The organism is Collimonas sp. OK607, assembly GCF_900111995.1.
In the GTDB taxonomy this organism is placed as follows: Bacteria; Pseudomonadota; Gammaproteobacteria; order Burkholderiales; family Burkholderiaceae_D; genus Collimonas.
Genome location: NZ_FOKF01000008.1, coordinates 1 through 16,032, shown reverse-complemented (window position 1 = coordinate 16,032; position 16,032 = coordinate 1). Strand labels below are relative to the sequence as shown.

At 56.8% G+C, this 16,032-nt stretch carries 11 protein-coding genes, 1 rRNA gene and 1 pseudogene; 6 read left to right on the top strand and 7 right to left on the bottom strand.

Going from position 1 to position 16,032, the window contains the following annotated elements; all coding sequences use genetic code 11:
• The first annotated feature begins 54 nt into the window (after positions 1-54).
• The 3 genes from BM029_RS07630 to dgoD all read left to right on the top strand — a co-directional run bounded on the left by BM029_RS07630 (position 55) and on the right by dgoD (position 2,951).
• Positions 55-1,074 (top strand): 2-dehydro-3-deoxygalactonokinase, encoded by a 1,020-nt coding sequence (locus tag BM029_RS07630; RefSeq protein WP_092434609.1) that lies wholly within the window; start codon positions 55-57, stop codon positions 1,072-1,074.
• A 64-nt stretch (positions 1,075-1,138) separates the two neighbouring features.
• A complete protein-coding gene (locus tag BM029_RS07625) occupies positions 1,139-1,786 on the top strand; it encodes a 2-dehydro-3-deoxy-6-phosphogalactonate aldolase (RefSeq protein WP_092434322.1) in 648 nt (215 codons plus the stop codon).
• A 16-nt stretch (positions 1,787-1,802) separates the two neighbouring features.
• Complete coding sequence (dgoD, locus tag BM029_RS07620) at positions 1,803-2,951, top strand: galactonate dehydratase (RefSeq protein WP_092434319.1); 1,149 nt, start codon at positions 1,803-1,805, stop codon at positions 2,949-2,951.
• Positions 2,952-3,178: 227 nt separating this feature from the next.
• Here dgoD and BM029_RS07615 read toward each other — a convergent pair whose 3' ends face one another.
• From BM029_RS07615 to BM029_RS07590, 6 genes and pseudogenes are all read right to left on the bottom strand, one after another.
• Positions 3,179-4,873 (bottom strand): long-chain fatty acid--CoA ligase, encoded by a 1,695-nt coding sequence (locus BM029_RS07615; protein WP_092434316.1) that lies wholly within the window; start codon positions 4,871-4,873, stop codon positions 3,179-3,181.
• A gap of 118 nt (positions 4,874-4,991) precedes the next feature.
• Positions 4,992-7,601 (bottom strand): alpha/beta fold hydrolase, encoded by a 2,610-nt coding sequence (locus BM029_RS07610; RefSeq protein WP_092434313.1) that lies wholly within the window; start codon positions 7,599-7,601, stop codon positions 4,992-4,994.
• Positions 7,602-7,625: 24 nt separating this feature from the next.
• Complete coding sequence (locus BM029_RS07605) at positions 7,626-8,678, bottom strand: aminopeptidase (protein WP_092434310.1); 1,053 nt, start codon at positions 8,676-8,678, stop codon at positions 7,626-7,628.
• Positions 8,675-10,780, bottom strand: coding sequence for a molybdopterin-containing oxidoreductase family protein (locus BM029_RS07600; RefSeq protein WP_092434307.1), 2,106 nt, complete (start codon positions 10,778-10,780; stop codon positions 8,675-8,677). Before BM029_RS07600 ends, BM029_RS07605 begins: the two co-directional genes overlap by 4 nt.
• A 79-nt stretch (positions 10,781-10,859) precedes the next feature.
• The gene (gene argE / locus BM029_RS07595; protein WP_092434304.1) at positions 10,860-12,074 is read right to left on the bottom strand and encodes an acetylornithine deacetylase; all 1,215 of its coding nucleotides are present in this window, start codon (positions 12,072-12,074) and stop codon (positions 10,860-10,862) included.
• A 10-nt stretch (positions 12,075-12,084) separates the two neighbouring features.
• Positions 12,085-12,318 (bottom strand): annotated as a pseudogene (locus tag BM029_RS07590) (oligopeptide/dipeptide ABC transporter ATP-binding protein); the annotation flags it as partial.
• A gap of 179 nt (positions 12,319-12,497) precedes the next feature.
• Between BM029_RS07590 and BM029_RS07585 the strand changes: the two are divergent.
• The 3 genes from BM029_RS07585 (at position 12,498) to BM029_RS07575 (ending at position 15,439) form a co-directional block, all read left to right on the top strand.
• Positions 12,498-13,691 carry a M20 aminoacylase family protein gene (locus tag BM029_RS07585; protein WP_092434301.1) on the top strand — a complete coding sequence of 398 codons (1,194 nt, stop codon included), beginning with the start codon at positions 12,498-12,500 and terminating at the stop codon, positions 13,689-13,691.
• An 84-nt stretch (positions 13,692-13,775) separates the two neighbouring features.
• Positions 13,776-14,663 carry an SMP-30/gluconolactonase/LRE family protein gene (locus tag BM029_RS07580; RefSeq protein WP_139217207.1) on the top strand — a complete coding sequence of 296 codons (888 nt, stop codon included), beginning with the start codon at positions 13,776-13,778 and terminating at the stop codon, positions 14,661-14,663.
• Positions 14,664-14,890: 227 nt separating this feature from the next.
• A complete protein-coding gene (locus BM029_RS07575; RefSeq protein WP_092434298.1) occupies positions 14,891-15,439 on the top strand; it encodes an acyloxyacyl hydrolase in 549 nt (182 codons plus the stop codon).
• Between the two features lie 303 nt (positions 15,440-15,742).
• Here BM029_RS07575 and rrf read toward each other — a convergent pair.
• Positions 15,743-15,855, bottom strand: a 5S ribosomal RNA gene (rrf, locus tag BM029_RS07570).
• Between the last annotated feature and the right edge of the window lie 177 nt (positions 15,856-16,032).

Here is a 16,032-nt window from a genome sequence, read left to right as displayed (position 1 = left end):
CAATTTTTGAAGTTAATCAAACCCATGCCGCCTGCCCAGCATCAAACGCAGTTAATGAGTCAACTGACGACGCAACCAAAGACGCAGCTAATCGCGCTCGATTGGGGAACCTCGTCGCTACGCGCCTACCGGCTCGGAGCACATGGCGAGACGCTGGAGTTACGCGCCCTGCCCTGCGGCGTAATGCAATTACCCGCAACCGATGGCGACGACAAAACCGGTTTCGAAAACGCTTTCGAGCAAGCTTGCGGCGATTGGCTGCGGACAGCGCCGGATACGCCAGTCATTGCTGCGGGCATGGTGGGCAGCCGTCAGGGATGGCAGGAAGTTCCGTATCTGGAGGTGCCGATTGCGGTCGACCACATCGGTGCCGGCTTAAGTACATTGCGTAGCCGCGATGGCCAGCTGATCCACATCGTGCCGGGCCTGATCCAGAATTCAATGCTGCCGAACGTCATGCGTGGCGAAGAAACCCAGGTGATAGGCGTATTGAATACCCTAGGCGCTGTATCGGGTGCCCCAGGGCAGGATGTCTTGGTCGGCTTGCCCGGCACCCATTCCAAATGGGTACAGATACATCGCTCAAAAACACAAAACCAGGTCGCGCATTTCGATACGTTCATGACCGGCGAAGTCTATGCCGCGCTATGCGGACACACCATTCTCGGGCGCGGCATGCAGGCCGCTGGCAATGAAAGTGACACCGGCGCAGCACAGCGCGCATTCGAGCGCGGCGCCCTGGTGGCGCAAACCGCCGCCGGCCAGGCTGGCGTGTTGTCGACCATCTTCAGCACGCGCACACTCGGGCTGACCGGCGTGCTGGACGGCGCCGGCCAGAGCGAATACCTGTCCGGACTGCTGATCGGCCATGAGATCGCCGCGTTGCAAACCATGTTGCGCGATCAAGGACGGCAGGCGGCGCAGGTGATGCTGGTCGGCGAAGCCAGCTTGTGCGAACGCTACGCGCAGGTGTTGCGTACTTACGGCTTCGGGAAAATCGAAGTGGTGGCCCAGGCTACGCAGCGCGGCCTGTGGCAGCTGGCGCTGATGGCCGGCTTGCTGAAACATACTTAATCCAACATACGTAATCGAACATGCTTAATCGAAATAGAAGCAACTGGACCATCGGGAATTCATCATGTTAAAAAGCGCAATGAAACAATGCGGACTGATCGCCATTCTGCGCGGCGTCCAGCCGCACGAAGTGGCGGCGATCGGTTTGAAACTGTACGAAGCCGGCTTCCGGATCATTGAAGTACCGTTAAACTCGCCGCAACCTTTCGACAGCATCCGTACCCTGCGTAACCGTTTGCCTGCAGACTGCGTTATCGGCGCCGGCACTGTCTTGACGACGGATCAGGTGGCAGCAGTCAAACAGGCCGGCGGCGAGATCATCGTGATGCCGCACAGCGACCCGGTGGTGATCGCTGCAGCCAAGCAAGCCGGACTGGTGTGCGCGCCCGGGGTTGCCACGGTGACGGAAGCATTTGCCGCTCTGGCTGCCGGCGCCGACGTCTTGAAAATGTTCCCGGCCGAGCAATTGGGACCGAACGTAGTCAAGGCATGGCGCGCGGTGATTCCGCGCGAAGTGGCATTGCTGCCGGTAGGCGGCATCACGCCGGAAAATCTGGCAACATTCATCAGCGCGGGGGCGTCTGGATTCGGCCTGGGATCTGCGCTGTACAAGCCGGGCTTGAGCGCCGACGAAGTCGGCCAGAATGCCAACAAGTTTGTCGCTGCATGGTGTGCGACGCAAGAGTCATCGGAAACACCGAAAAAAAATTGACCAGGAGACGAGATTTATGAAGATCACCAAACTGACCACTTACATCGTACCGCCGCGTTGGTGTTTCCTTAAAATAGAAACCGACGAAGGCGTGGTCGGTTGGGGCGAACCGGTAGTTGAAGGCCGCGTGCATAGCGTTGCTGCCGCCGTTGAAGAATTGTCCGACTACCTGATCGGCAAGGATCCGCGCCATATCGAAGACCATTGGACGGTGCTGTATCGCGGCGGCTTTTATCGCGGCGGCGCCATCCACATGAGCGCATTGGCCGGCATCGACCAGGCGTTGTGGGATATCAAGGGCAAGGCGTTGGGTGTGTCGGTCAGCCAGTTGCTGGGCGGGCCGGTGCGCGACAGCATCCGCGTGTATTCCTGGATCGGCGGCGATCGCCCTGCCGATACGGCAGCGGCAGCCAAGGAAGCCGTAGCGCGCGGCTTCACCGCAGTGAAGATGAACGGCACCGAAGAATTGCAATTCGTAGATTCGTATGAAAAAGTGGAAGCGACGCTGGCCAACGTTGCCGCGGTGCGTGAGGCAGTCGGCCCGCATATCGGCATCGGCGTCGATTTTCACGGCCGGGTGCACAAGCCGATGGCAAAGGTCCTGATCAAGGAACTGGATCCGTACAAGCTGATGTTCATCGAAGAGCCGGTGCTCAGTGAAAACTACGAAGCACTGAAAGAGCTGGCGCCGCTGACCAGCATCCCGATCGCACTGGGCGAACGATTGTATTCCCGCTGGGATTTCAAACGCATCCTGAGCGAAGGTTATGTCGATATCATCCAGCCAGATGTTTCCCACGCAGGCGGTATCACTGAAACCCGAAAAATCGCCACGATGGCTGAAGCCTACGACGTGGCGGTGGCATTGCACTGCCCGCTCGGTCCGATTGCGCTCGCCGCCTGCCTGCAGGTTGACGCAGTGTCGTACAACGCGTTCATCCAGGAGCAAAGCCTGGGCATTCACTACAACGAGAGCAACGACTTGCTCGACTATGTGAAAAACCCTGAAGTATTCGCCTACGACAAAGGCTACGTGACCATCCCGCAAGGACCGGGGCTTGGCATCGAAATCAACGAGGAATATGTCAAGGAACGGGCAGCTGTCGGCCACCGCTGGCGTAATCCGATCTGGCGCCATAAGGATGGCAGCTTCGCCGAATGGTAGTACGCGGACTAAAAGCACGCCTGACGTAGCCACGGCGTCGCACCAAAAACAAACCCCGGATGTGCTTGTGGCACATCCGGGGTTTTCACGTAGGGTGGGCACGCTTTTGTGCCCACGCGTGACCGCGATAACCGGAGTACAAATCCTCGCGGCGCGGAAATAGGCGCATGTGCGTGGTGTGAGTTCACGCGTGGGCACAAAAGCGTGCCCACCCTACGGATAAAGTATTAAGCTGCCTGCTTTTGCTCGGCCGGCTTTTCATCGCGCAATTCACGGCGCAAAATCTTGCCGACATTCGTCTTCGGCAGATCGTTGCGGAACTCGATATATTTCGGCCGCTTGTAACCCGTCAACTGCTCACGGCAGTAAGCCATCAGCTGCTCGGCCGTCAGCGACGGATCTTTGCGCACCACGAAAATCTTCACCACTTCACCGGCATGTTCGTCCGGCACGCCGACGCAAGCACATTCCAGCACGCCTGGATGCTGCACCACCACGCCTTCGACTTCATTCGGATACACATTGAAGCCGGACACCAGGATCATGTCCTTCTTGCGGTCGACAATCTTGGTATAGCCGCGCTCATCCATGATGCCGATATCGCCGGATTTGAAAAAGCCGTCAGCCGTCATGACCTTGGCGGTTTCGTCGTCACGGTTCCAGTAACCGCGCATGACTTGCGGACCGCGAATGGCGATTTCGCCGGCCTGCCCCAGAGGTACCGGATTACCGGCATCGTCCAGGATCGCGATTTCAGTCGACGGCAAAGGCAAGCCGATGGTGCCGCTGTATTCGGTGATTGTGCATGGATTGGCGCAAGCGATAGGCGATGTTTCCGACAAGCCGTAACCTTCGATAATCGGGCAGCCGGTAACTTCTTTCCATTTGTCCGCAACCGCTTTTTGCACTGCCATGCCGCCACCGACGCATACGCGATATCCGGAGAAATCCAGCTTGGCAAAATCGGGATGATGCAACAAGGCGTTGTACAGCGTATTGACCGCCGGGAAAGTATTGATCTGATATTTCGACATTTCCTTGATCAAGCCGGCGATGTCGCGCGGATTCGGGATCAGCAGATTCAAGGCGCCCTCGCGCATGCCGAGCATGCCGCAGACCGTCAATGCGAAGATGTGGTACAGCGGCAAGGCACAGACAAAAGCCAGTTGCTCGACTTTCGGGCCTTTCGCCAAACCAGGAGAGAGCCAGGCTTCGGCCTGCAGCACGTTGGCGACAACATTGCGATGCGTCAGTGTTGCGCCCTTGGAGACGCCAGTCGTGCCGCCGGTATACTGCAGGAAAGCGACGTCGTCTGGCATCAGACCAACCGGTTTCAATTGCAGCGACGACGCTTGCGACAATACGCTGTTGAATGGTACAGAACCTGGCAGCGAATAACCTGGCACCATTTTCTTGACATGGCGCACCACCAGATTGACCAGCAAGCCTTTGACACCCATCAGGTCACCCATGCTGGCAACCACCACATGCTTGATTTTGGTCCGCGCGACAACTTGCTGCAACGTAGTGGCGAAGTTTTCCAGAATGAAGATGGCTTCCGCGCCGGAATCATTCAGCTGATGCTCGAGCTCACGCGGCGTATATAAAGGATTGACGTTCACCACGGTGTAGCCGGCACGCAAAATGGCGGCAATCGCCACCGGATATTGCAGCACGTTAGGCATCATGATGGCGACGCGTGCGCCCTTTTCCAGGCCCTTGCTTTGCAACCAGGCGCCTACCTTGCGCGACAACTGGTCGACCTCGGCATAAGTCAGGTATTTACCCATGCAGGCATAGGCGTTGCGCGTTGCGTATTTCTGAAACGCTTCTTCCAGCAACTGCACCAGGGATTGATATTGCGTGAAGTCAATCTCGGTGGCCACACCTTCAGGATACGATTTGAGCCAAAATTTATCCATGTTCTGCCTTTAGTCTCTGCTTGTTATAAATGCATTGTTTTGGCTTGTTTCACTGGAAGAAAACACGCCTGTAGGGGATATTACCGAATCCGCCAAAAAAAAGCACGGTTGTATTTTTTTATTCTATCGCGATGCTATCGGGCAAAGCGTCGGCATGCAAGCGTTTTGATGCATATTTGAGCAAATCTTCGACACTCAGCCTCATGTTGTTGTGCAGCAAAATCTCTGCCCGCAGATGCTTGACGCCATCCTCGTCCAGGCTCCATTTCACATGGGCTACCGCCACTGCCGGATGCTCAAACAAGACTTCCTCGATCTGCCGGGGAAACACACGCTGGCCGCCTCGTACCAACATATTACTCTTGCGGTCGATGATAGAAACAAAACCGTCATCGTCGATGCTGGCGACGTCGCCGGTGGCCAGCCAGCCATCATGCAGACGTTCTTTGGTTATTTTTCTGGCAATCAGATTCAATGCTGTCGCATTGGCAACCTGCGTCACATCATGGCCGGCAGCGCCTGCATGGCCATGATCGTAACCGGCGAATAACTGCGGCCCGCGCACCCATAGCTCACCCAAGGTATCGCTGGGTAGTTCGGCGTCGGTATCCAGATCGACCACTTTCACTTCCGTATCGGGCAGCGGCACGCCTACTGCGCCCGGATGGCGGTGCGCGGTCAATGGCATGGCCAGCACCGCCGGCGATGCTTCGGTCAGGCCATAGGCTTCGACCAGGCGGCCGCGCGTCAGCTTTTCAAATTCTTCGCGAATTTCCTGGGCCAGCGGCGAACCGCTGACGGCGCAGACCCGGATCGAGGCCAGGCCGTAGCGCCGCACGCCAGGCGTGTGCGCCAGCTCGCGCACCATGCGCGGCGTAGTCGGGAAGTAAGTCGGCCGCATTTTCTTGACGGTCTTTAGCAGAGGCTCCAGCTCGGATCCCGGCAACAGGATCAGGGTCGCCCCGAGGTACACGCCGAGATGCAACAAGCCGGTCAGGCCGTAGGCAGTGGATAACGGCTGCTGTGCAAGGAAACGTTCATCGCCTGGCCTCGATTCCGGCAGCCAATGACGCAGTTGCAAGGCATTTGCCGCCAGATTGCGATGCGAAAGCGCCACCGGCAGCGGCGTACCGGTGGCGCCGTAAGTATAGACCACCACCGCGATAGCTTCGATATCTTGCACAAGCTCCATCGGCGCAACCGTGCCGCGCCCCAGCACTTGCTTGAACTTCAGGTAACGCCGTTCATGCCTGCGATGTTGTTTGTCCTGACGGAACCAAGGCAGCCAATGTCCTTCCTGCACATGATGCAAGACAGCGAATTTCAACTTCTCGCGCAAGCCCATGTGATCGATCATCGAAGCAAATATCACACGCCGCAAGCCAGCTGCACGGCTGTCGCTTTGCAACGCGTCACGCAAATCGTCATACCTGTCGGTGGTCGTCACCAGCATCACTGCAGTGGCATCTGCGATCCGCGTCAACAGCACTTCTTTAGGCGTGGCGGCATCGCTGAGCACCGCAACCGCGCCAGCTTTCAAGACACCGAAATAGGCGATTACCAAAGACGGTATGTTCGGCAAGGCCAGCAAGACCCGGTCTCCGGGCTTGATACGCATGTCGAGCAAGCCATGGGCAAAACGATTGGCTTGCCGATCCAGTTCGCGCCAGTCGATCTTTCCGCCGCGATATGACAGTGCGGTGGTTTTGGCAAAGCGCCTGGCGGTAGCCTCCAGCAAGCGTGGCAAAGGTACTGTCGGCATCTTGATACGGTAAGGCGTGCGGGCATCGTAGAATTTCAGCCATGGACGCTCGGCTTCGAGTTGCTTGCGGGCTGCGCGCCGTTCGGCTTTTTGCTGCGCCCGGCGCTCCGCCAGTTCCGACGGATCAGATTGCATCTGCAAGAATCGTTGTATCGCGCGATTCACGGCATCGGGCCGTTCCACCATGACCTGATGAGCAGAAACCGGCACCACCACTTCTTCCGCTCCCGGAATCAAACGCGCCACTTCCTTGTACGCCGCTTCGTCGAACAGGATATCGCGGTGCCCGAGGATCACCAGCGTAGGCACCTTGATCACACGTAGATATTCGGTGCCGTCCCACGACAGCAAGGCATTTTTATTTTGCAGGTACACCACGTGCGACGGCGGATAAATCCGGGCCGCGGTGATGCCGACATACGGCATCAATCTGCGCATCAAGTCAAACAGCGGCGGCGGCATGCGCAGCAAGATACGGCCGGCCAGACGCAGGCGGAAGCGCGCTGCCGAGGCAATCATGATCAGTGCCGAAACGCGCTCCGGAAACTGCTTGAGGAAATAGGAAGACAGCGCACCGCCGAATGAATGGCAAACCAGGATGAAACGTGGCGGCAGGTCCAGCTGGTCCAGGGCCGCGGTGATATCTGCGACCAGCTCGGGTATATCGTAGCTGGCCCCTTCGGCCGCTGTCGGTGCGTCGCTATAGCCGTGTCCGCGCAGATCGAGCGCAATCACCCGGTAGTCGAGCTGGAATTGCTCCAGCTGGTATTCCCAGTAGGCGGCTCGGCCGCCAAAGCCGTGGATGAACACCATGGTCGGTTGCTGGCTCCTGGGGCCTCGATCAAATTCCGGACCCGCATCCAGCACGCTCATTTCCAGCGCAGTGTCATAGATCCCATTGCCACTAGACGCCAGGCGATTGGGCAATTTCAACGTATTGCGATGCAGGTCGGCGTTAAATGTCATCTTGTTATTGTAACCAAGATAAACTTACGTTGGCCGGGTTTTCGCCAGCTGTTCCAGCTGGCGATGCCTCTCGTCTTTACTGAGAGCGGCCAGCCTTGCGACAGCCGCATAAAATTTCGGGAAGGTGTGCTGTTGCGCCAGTAAAGCCTTGAAACCCGGCACCAGCTCGTAGTAAGTCGCCACCAACGCCAGATGGGCGTTCGACAACGGTTCGGAAAACCAGCGGTCGTATCCGGTGTAGCCACCCCACTTTGTTTTGAGTACTTGATAATCGGCTTGCAAGGCCAGGAAAATTGCTGCCTTCTGCTGCAATTTTTGCGCATCGCTGAGATCACTCGCATAGTTGCCTGAGAGGCGTTGCCGGTACTGCATCAGCAGCGCCACGAACTCTTCTTTACGTCCTTCAAACTGGACGTAGGCGTCGCGGGTTTTTTGATTGCCTACCGCCTGCAGCCACCGCTCGACACCGGCCTGTTCGACAGTGGTGGCGAACGATTCGTTGAATTGCGTATCGTCTTTCGCGTAGACAGTCTGATGCGCCAATTCATGGAAAATCAGGCGCGCCAGCTCGCCGTCGGGATAGCGGATAAAGGTCGACAACAGCGGATCGTTAAACCAGCCGAGCGTGGAATAGGCAGGTACGCCGCTGACCTGAACATCGTAGCCTTGCTGGCGCAAGCCGGCGGCGAATTTCTGTGCGGCGCCCTGATTGAAATAACCCCGATAATTGACGCAGCCGGCAATCGGGAAACACCACTGCTTGGGCACCAGCGACAGGGCCGGCGCCGCCACCACATTCCACAGCGCGAACGGCCGCTTCAGATCAGCGTATTCCGTGTAACTGCGATTGTCAGGCAGGCCTAGCTCGCTCACTGCGAAACGGCGCATTTGCCTGGTGCGTTGCAGCTTGGCCTTGAGACCGACATCGATGCCCGGGTCGGTCAGCCAATCGTCAATCGGACGGGCCCGATCCAACAAGGTGAACTCGCCATTTGCAGCCTGCCCGTAATAGGCCAGCTGCGCACATCCGGCTACCAGCACGGCTAACAATACAACCGTGGGCAGCCGGATATTCATGCAGCGGAACTATCCCCGTGCGGTGCTTTTTCAACTTCCACCAGGACGTCGTAAAATGTCGGCGCCCTGCCCATGTCGGTCAGCCGCTGGTTGGTGACTTCGTTGGCGTTCTTGCCGTCACTGGCCATTTTTTTCCACCAGATCGATAAACCCACCACTAGTCCGATCCTGGCCTTATCGGTGACCCTCAGTTTGGCGTTGAAACTGCCGCGATCGTTATAGATACGCACGGTATCGCCGCTTACCAAGGCCCTTTTCCCGGCATCCGCCGGGTGCATGTCCAGATGCGGTTCGCCTTCGGTATCGCGCAGGCTTTTAACGTTGACGAAACTGGAGTTGAGGAAGTTGCGCGCCGGCGGCGAAATCATCGCCAGCGGATATTTCCTGGCCAGTTCGGGATTGCTGGCCAGCGACTCATACGGTGCGATATAAGTCGGCAGAGGATCGAGGCCGTCTTGCCGCATTTGCGCACTGTAGAACTCGCATTTTCCGGACGGTGTCGGGAAGCCGCCGCTGGCGAATGGCGCATCCGGCACATTCAGTTTTTGCCAGCCTTTTTGTTTCAGCGAATCCCAGTCGAAATGGACCGCGCGCACGTTTTTTGAGTCAAACGCTTGCGCGGCAATTTCATCGTCGCTCTCGCGGAAACAGGCATCGTCGAAACCCATCCGCGCTGCCAGCAGGCGGAAGATTTCGGTATTCGGCTTAGCTTCGCCGAGCGGTGCTATCGCGGCATTATTCGCCAGCATGTACAGATGGCCGTAGGCCGAGTGCGCGTCTACGTGTTCCAGCTGCGTGGTTGCCGGCAGCACGATGTCGGCGTAGTCGGCGGTGTCGGTTTGAAAATGCTCCAGCACCACGGTGAATAAATCTTCACGTGCGAAACCTCGGGCGACGACGCTGGACTCCGGCGCTACCGCTACCGGATTCGAGTTATACACGATCAAGGCTTCGATTTTCGGACCGAATTCCGGCGATGTTTCACGCAACAAATCGTCGCCAATGGTGCTCATGTTGATGGTACGCGGCGCCAGCCCTTGTTTGGTCAAAAAATCGGGACGCTGCAAAGCGTGGTTATTCTTTGGAAAACTATCCGATGACGACAACTGCACGCCGCCCGCAGCATGGCGCCAGGCGCCGACCAACGCCGGCAGGCAAGTGATATTGCGTACCGCCATGCCGCCGCCATGCACGCGCTGCAAGCCATAATTCACGCGAATCGCCGCCGCTTCGCCACGCAACGCCGCACCGCCGTAACTACGCGCCAGCTCCAGTACTTCCTCGGCGCTGATACCGCAAACCTCCGCGGTCTTTTCAGGTGTCCATATTGATACTTGATGTTTCAGCTGTTCGAAACCGAGCGTGTATTGGGCGATGTAGTCGTGGTCCAGCAGGTCTTCTGCGATCAGTACATGCATCATGCCAAGCGCCAAGGCGGAATCGGTCCCCGGCAGCAAGGCGATATGCTGATGGCATTTGTCTGCGCTCAGGGAGCGGTAAGGATCAATCGCGATCAGCTTGGCGCCGCGCCGCTTGGCTTCCTGTGCTCGCATCCAGAAATGCAGGTTGGATGCAATCGGATTGCCGCCCCAGATCAGGATCAGCCTGGCGTTCTGGAATTGTTCGAGATCGGTGCCGATCCTGGCGCCGATCGTATATTTATAACCGGCGCCACCGGCCGCGGCGCAAATGGTGCGATCCAGCAGCGAAGCGCCAATGCGGTTGAAAAAACGCATCGACATCGACTCGCCCTGCACCAGACCCATGGTGCCGGCGTAGCTGTAGGGCAGGATAGCTTGCGGATTACGGGCGGCAATCTCGCCCAGCCGTCCGGCAATCGTGGCGATCGCCTCGTCCCAGCTGATCTGTACGAATTTCCCCTCGCCCTTTTTGCCGACTCGCTTGAGCGGATGCAGCAAGCGGTCCTTGTGATAAGTCCGTTCGGTATAACGCGAGACCTTGGTGCACAGCACGCCGGCGGTAGTTGGATGATCGGGATCGCCACGAACTTCGGTGGCGACGCCGTCGGTGACAGTCACCAACAGCGCGCAGGTATCGGGGCAATCGTGCGGGCAGGCCGCACGAACGGTAGTAGTAGTCATAATGTCATCAGAACCAAGGCGCTTCAATACGCTACTTTAGCAAAATCCGCTCAAACAAGATGCATTTGATCGCTTCTGTTTACTTTCTGATTTGCAATTGCATCTCAGGATCCATCAAGCGCAACATGAAAGCCTCGCATTGAGCGACTTGTTCCAGCGCCACGAATTCGTTCGGCCGGTGTGCCTGTTCAATGCTGCCGGGGCCGCAGACCACGGTTGGAATGCCGGCACGCTGGAACAAGCCCGCTTCGGTCCCGTAGGAAACCGCGCCATTCGGCTTGTTGCGCGCCAATGCCGAGGCCAACTGAACCACGGCGTCGCTCTCCTGCATGCTGAGGCCGGGAGCCGATGCCAGCCATTCGAAATCGATTGCCGCATCCGGCTCCACCTTCTGCATTTCTGGTAGCAGCGTGGCGGCGAAGCTCTGGATTTCCTGGTACAAGTTCTCGACGTCAATGCCCGGCATGGTGCGCGCCTCGAACTCGAATTTGCAATCCTTGGGCACGATATTCGATGCCAGCCCGCCGTGTATCACCCCCGTCTGCATGGTGGTGTAGGGAACCGTAAATCCGTAATCGCGTGTCTCCAGCTGGGCAAAGCGATCCGCCATCTGGCGGATATAGACGATGATGCGCGCCGCGTACTCGATCGAATTGACACCCATGGTGGTGTAGCTGGAATGCGCTTCGCGGCCGCGGATGCAGCAACGGAAACGATGCGTGCCTTTATGCGCGATGATCGGTTGCATGGAAGTCGGTTCACCGACAATGCAGCCCGCCGGCTTCAATCCCAGTTCCTGCAAATCCTTGATCAATCCCTGTACGCCGATACAGCCGACTTCTTCGTCATACGACAAGGCAAAGTGCAGCGGTGCATCCATCCCCGCCGCCAGGAATTGCGGCGCCAGCGCCAGCGCGGTGGCGATGTAGCTCTTCATGTCGGCCGAACCGCGGCCATACAACAAGCCATCCTTGACGGTTGCCTTGAACGGATCGGTATCCCAGGCCTGTCCTTCGACCGGCACCACGTCGGTGTGGCCGGACAAAATCAGGCCGGGTTTAGGACCGTCACCCAGCGTTGCAAACAGATTGGCCTTCTTGCCGCTGGCGTCGTAGGTCAGACGCGATGTAACGCCAAGGCCGGCCAGGTAATCGCGGGTCCATTCGATCAATCCCAGGTTGGAATCGCGCGATACGGTCTGGAAGGCAATCAAGCGTTCGATCATGGCCAAGACTTCGGCCGAAGGTATTAATCCGGTATTGTTCAAAGTATTTGCGGTGTTCGAAGTGCTCATGTCGTGTCCTTTATGCCGTGCCATCGTTCAGATTGCAGGCGGAAAAATGTTTGGCGCTGATTTCTTTTAATGCCGGCTTCTCTACTTTACAGCGCGGCACTGCATGTGGACAGCGCGGATGGAAATGGCAACCCGACGGCGGATGCAGCGGCGATGGAATTTCTCCTTTTACCGCAAAAAATTCCAGGTGCCGGACCTCGAGCTCGGGCGCCGATGCCAGCAATGTCTGAGTATACTGGTGATTGCGTGTGCAAACACCGTCTCCTCGCAAACCGGGAAACAGGTTGGCGATCCTGGCCGCACTGTCATGCTCTCCTGTGAATGAACATCGACGGACCGTGTAGGCGTAATATACACATTCTGGACGTTACGCCATTCATCAATTTTGCGGGCAAGAGGCGTGCCACATATCAGGAGCACAATATGAATTTGATCGACCCGATCATTGCCTTCCAGGCAGAACTGCAGACAATCCGACGTGATTTGCATGCGCATCCCGAACTCAACTACGAAGAACAGCGGACCTCCGATGTGGTGGCCCGCAAGCTGACCGAATGGCAGATTCCTATTGCGCGCGGCATGGGCGTCACCGGCGTGGTTGGCATTGTAAAAAATGGTAATAGCGACCGTGCGATCGGCTTGCGAGCCGATATGGATGCCTTGCCGATGCAAGAGTTGAATACTTTCCCGCATGCTTCCCAACATCAGGGCAAGATGCACGCTTGTGGACATGACGGCCACACTGCGATGCTGCTTGGTGCGGCGCATCATCTGGCCCAGCATCGCAATTTCGACGGCACTGTGTACCTGATTTTCCAGCCGGCCGAAGAAGGTGGCGGCGGTGCGCAACGCATGATCGATGATGGTTTGTTTGAAAAATATCCGATGGAAGCGGTGTTCGGCATGCATAACTGGCCGGGCATGCCGACTGGCAGCTTTGGCGTCACGCCCGGGCCGATGATGGCTTCCAGTAATGAGTTCGAAGTGATCGTCAAAGGCAAAGGTTCGCATGCTGCGCAACCGCACAAGAGCATAGATCCGGTCATGGTCGCGGTACAGATAGCGCAAAGCTGGCAGACCATCGTCTCGCGCAATATCAATCCGAACGATCCGGCTGTTCTCTCCGTGACGCAAATTCATAGCGGCAGCGCTACCAATGTGATTCCGGATGAGGCAACGTTGATTGGCACCGTGCGTACGTTTTCGCTTGCTGTGCTGGATACGATCGAGGCGCGTATGCGGGAAGTGGCGCAACATACCGCTGCGGCGTTCGGCGCGGAAGTCGAGTTCCGTTTCCATCGCAATTATCCGCCGCTGGTGAATCACGTCAAAGAGACCGCGTTTGTGGTTGACGTATTGCAGGCAATGGTCGGCAGTGACAATGTCAATCCACTGGTGGAGCCGACCATGGGTGCAGAAGATTTCGCGTTCATGTTGAAGAGCAAGCCCGGCTGCTACGTGTTCATCGGTAACGGCGAGGGCTCTCACAGGGACGGTGGCCATGGCCTCGGCCCGTGCAACCTGCACAATGCCAGTTATGATTTCAACGATGATCTGCTGCCGATCGGCGCCAGCTATTGGGTTAATCTTGCTGAAGCTTATCTGAAAAAAATGTAGTTGCAGTACCTCCCCGGTATTGATACCGGGGAGGTCCTCTGGATCACTTATTGATCCGTCCTCTCCCTCACATTCATCAAACTCATGAATCAAATTGGAATTGCTTACGACCAGCCGATGCAATTGGGCGAGTGCCCGCTGTGGCACGCCGAAGAGGCCGCACTGTACTGGGTCGACATTTCGGCGATGCAGGTGCATCGCCTGAGGCCTGCCGACGGCCGCCACTCCATGTGGCAACTGAATGCCGAACCTGGCTGCATCGGCCGTCATTCCAGCGGCGGCCTGATCGTCGCCATGCGTACCGGCGTGGCGCATTTGAACACTGATAGCGGTGAACTCTCGCATATTGCCGATGCGCCGTACGACACTGCCACCGCGCGATTTAATGATGGCCGTTGCGATGCTGCCGGCCGCCTCTGGGCTGGCACGATTTACGAACCGCGCGATCATGCGGGGGCCCAGCTATATGCAATCGAAAAAGGTAGTGTGCGAGCTGCGGGCAATCCTGTGACGGTGTCCAACGGCCTCGGTTTCAGTGGTGATAACCGTACGCTTTACCATAGCGACACCACTGCGCACAGGATCTGCAGTTACGAGTTTGAATTGGCAACAGGGAAAATTGGCGAAGGCCGAGTATTGAAGCAGTTCGCCATGGATAAAAGCGCCGTTGATTATGGCGGCCGCCCGGACGGCGCGGCGGTCGATAGCGATGATGCCTATTGGTGCGCAATGTATGAGGGTGGCAGGTTATTGCGCTTGTCGCCCGCCGGTGAAATTCTGCAAGAGGTGATTTTACCTGCACGTTGCCCGACGATGATTGCATTTGGCGACGAAGACTTACGAACCTTGTACATCACCACTGTGCGTGAAAAGCGCAGCGCTGCCGAGCTTGAAAAATATCCTTTGTCTGGCTGCATCTTGTCGCTTCGCGTTGATGTGCCGGGCAGGATTGAGCCCGCTTACATTGCTTGATTTCGAGGCCGGAATTACCCGTCATTACCCGTTTTACGACATGAATTACCTGTAGTTCGGCAACAATTCCGGTTTTCGACTATTCTTTAGGGCTGTAGCCGCGCGCCGTGGCAAGCCCGTTCGAAATGCATCGATGGCAATCGATCGGCTGACGCGACTGTCCATATGAGTATGGCGACGACTTGTTTGTCATTCGCTTTTTATTTTCTTACGCTCGAAAGTCTTTTATGCAAAAAAAACAAACCGGACTCAAGATTCTAGCCGCTGCCTGCCTGCTGGCCGGCGTGCACTCAAGCAGCTTTGCCGTTGACTCCGCATCCTTCGAACTCGGCACCGGCAACAAGAGCCAGCTGGCCCGAGCTGCTGTGCAATGGGATTGGAACACGGCTTTGTGGCAAGGAAGCAGCACGCAACTTGGCGGCTATTGGGATTTGAGCCTGGCTGAATTTCGTCAGAACCAGTACCAGAATGTTCCTGGGCAGAAGAAAAACCTGACGGATATCGGCTTTACACCAGTGTTCCGCTTCCAGAGCAATGATAAAAAGGGTCTGTACGGTGAAGCCGGCATTGGCGTGCATCTGATGTCGCATCTGTATGACAACAATAGCCGTCGTTTTTCCACCGCTTTTGAGTTTGGCGATCATCTGGGAGCCGGTTATGTGTTCGGCAATGGCCTTGATGTCGGCATCAAGTTGCAGCACTTCTCCAACGGCGGCATCAAGAAACCGAATAGCGGCGCAAATTTTGCTGTATTGCGGGTAGCTTATCCATTCTAAGCCGGGTCCCTGCTTATGCAGGGAAGCAGGTTAAACAAGCAAAAAGCCAGTCGCGTAAGCTGACTGGCTTTTTTATGTCTGTGCAAATCGGGTATGAACTCCGTAGGGTGGGCACGCCTTTGTGCCCACGCGGAATTCACTCGGTACGCATGTGCATGTCGGTATCGCATAAGTTTGCACTCCGGCTATCACGGTAACGCGTGGGCATTCGTGCCCACCCTACGTTCTTTCTCGATTTTGCACAAACCGTCCGCCCAAAGCAAAAACCCTCTGAACGTTTGTTCAGAGGGTTTTTTAATAAAAGCCTGACGATGACCTACTTTCACACTGGTTGCAGCACTATCATCGGCGCAAAGTCGTTTCACGGTCCTGTTCGGGATGGGAAGGGGTGGTACCAACTCGCTATGGTCATCAGGCATAACTTGTAACCGCTGTTCGTTCTCCAGGTGGAGCAACGCACAACGCAATCTAGAAGAAGTAGTTTTTTAACCCGACCTCACCAGGGTGGGTGAGGTCGGTTGGGTATGAATGTCCAAACGGTGTGTTGAGCACCTTGGCAAACAAATAAGCTCATCATATAACCTGCTAAGGTT

Bases quoted from the DNA above. Each gene is read 5' to 3' on its own strand.
- BM029_RS07630 (WP_092434609.1), top strand. From the start codon at position 55: ATGAGTCAACTGACGACGCAACCAAAGACGCAGCTAATCGCGCTCGAT.
- BM029_RS07625 (WP_092434322.1), top strand. From the start codon at position 1,139: ATGTTAAAAAGCGCAATGAAACAATGCGGACTGATCGCCATTCTGCGC.
- dgoD (WP_092434319.1), top strand. From the start codon at position 1,803: ATGAAGATCACCAAACTGACCACTTACATCGTACCGCCGCGTTGGTGT.
- BM029_RS07615 (WP_092434316.1), bottom strand. From the start codon at position 4,873: ATGGATAAATTTTGGCTCAAATCGTATCCTGAAGGTGTGGCCACCGAG.
- BM029_RS07610 (WP_092434313.1), bottom strand. From the start codon at position 7,601: ATGACATTTAACGCCGACCTGCATCGCAATACGTTGAAATTGCCCAAT.
- BM029_RS07605 (WP_092434310.1), bottom strand. From the start codon at position 8,678: ATGAATATCCGGCTGCCCACGGTTGTATTGTTAGCCGTGCTGGTAGCC.
- BM029_RS07600 (WP_092434307.1), bottom strand. From the start codon at position 10,780: ATGACTACTACTACCGTTCGTGCGGCCTGCCCGCACGATTGCCCCGAT.
- argE (WP_092434304.1), bottom strand. From the start codon at position 12,074: ATGAGCACTTCGAACACCGCAAATACTTTGAACAATACCGGATTAATA.
- BM029_RS07585 (WP_092434301.1), top strand. From the start codon at position 12,498: ATGAATTTGATCGACCCGATCATTGCCTTCCAGGCAGAACTGCAGACA.
- BM029_RS07580 (WP_139217207.1), top strand. From the start codon at position 13,776: ATGAATCAAATTGGAATTGCTTACGACCAGCCGATGCAATTGGGCGAG.
- BM029_RS07575 (WP_092434298.1), top strand. From the start codon at position 14,891: ATGCAAAAAAAACAAACCGGACTCAAGATTCTAGCCGCTGCCTGCCTG.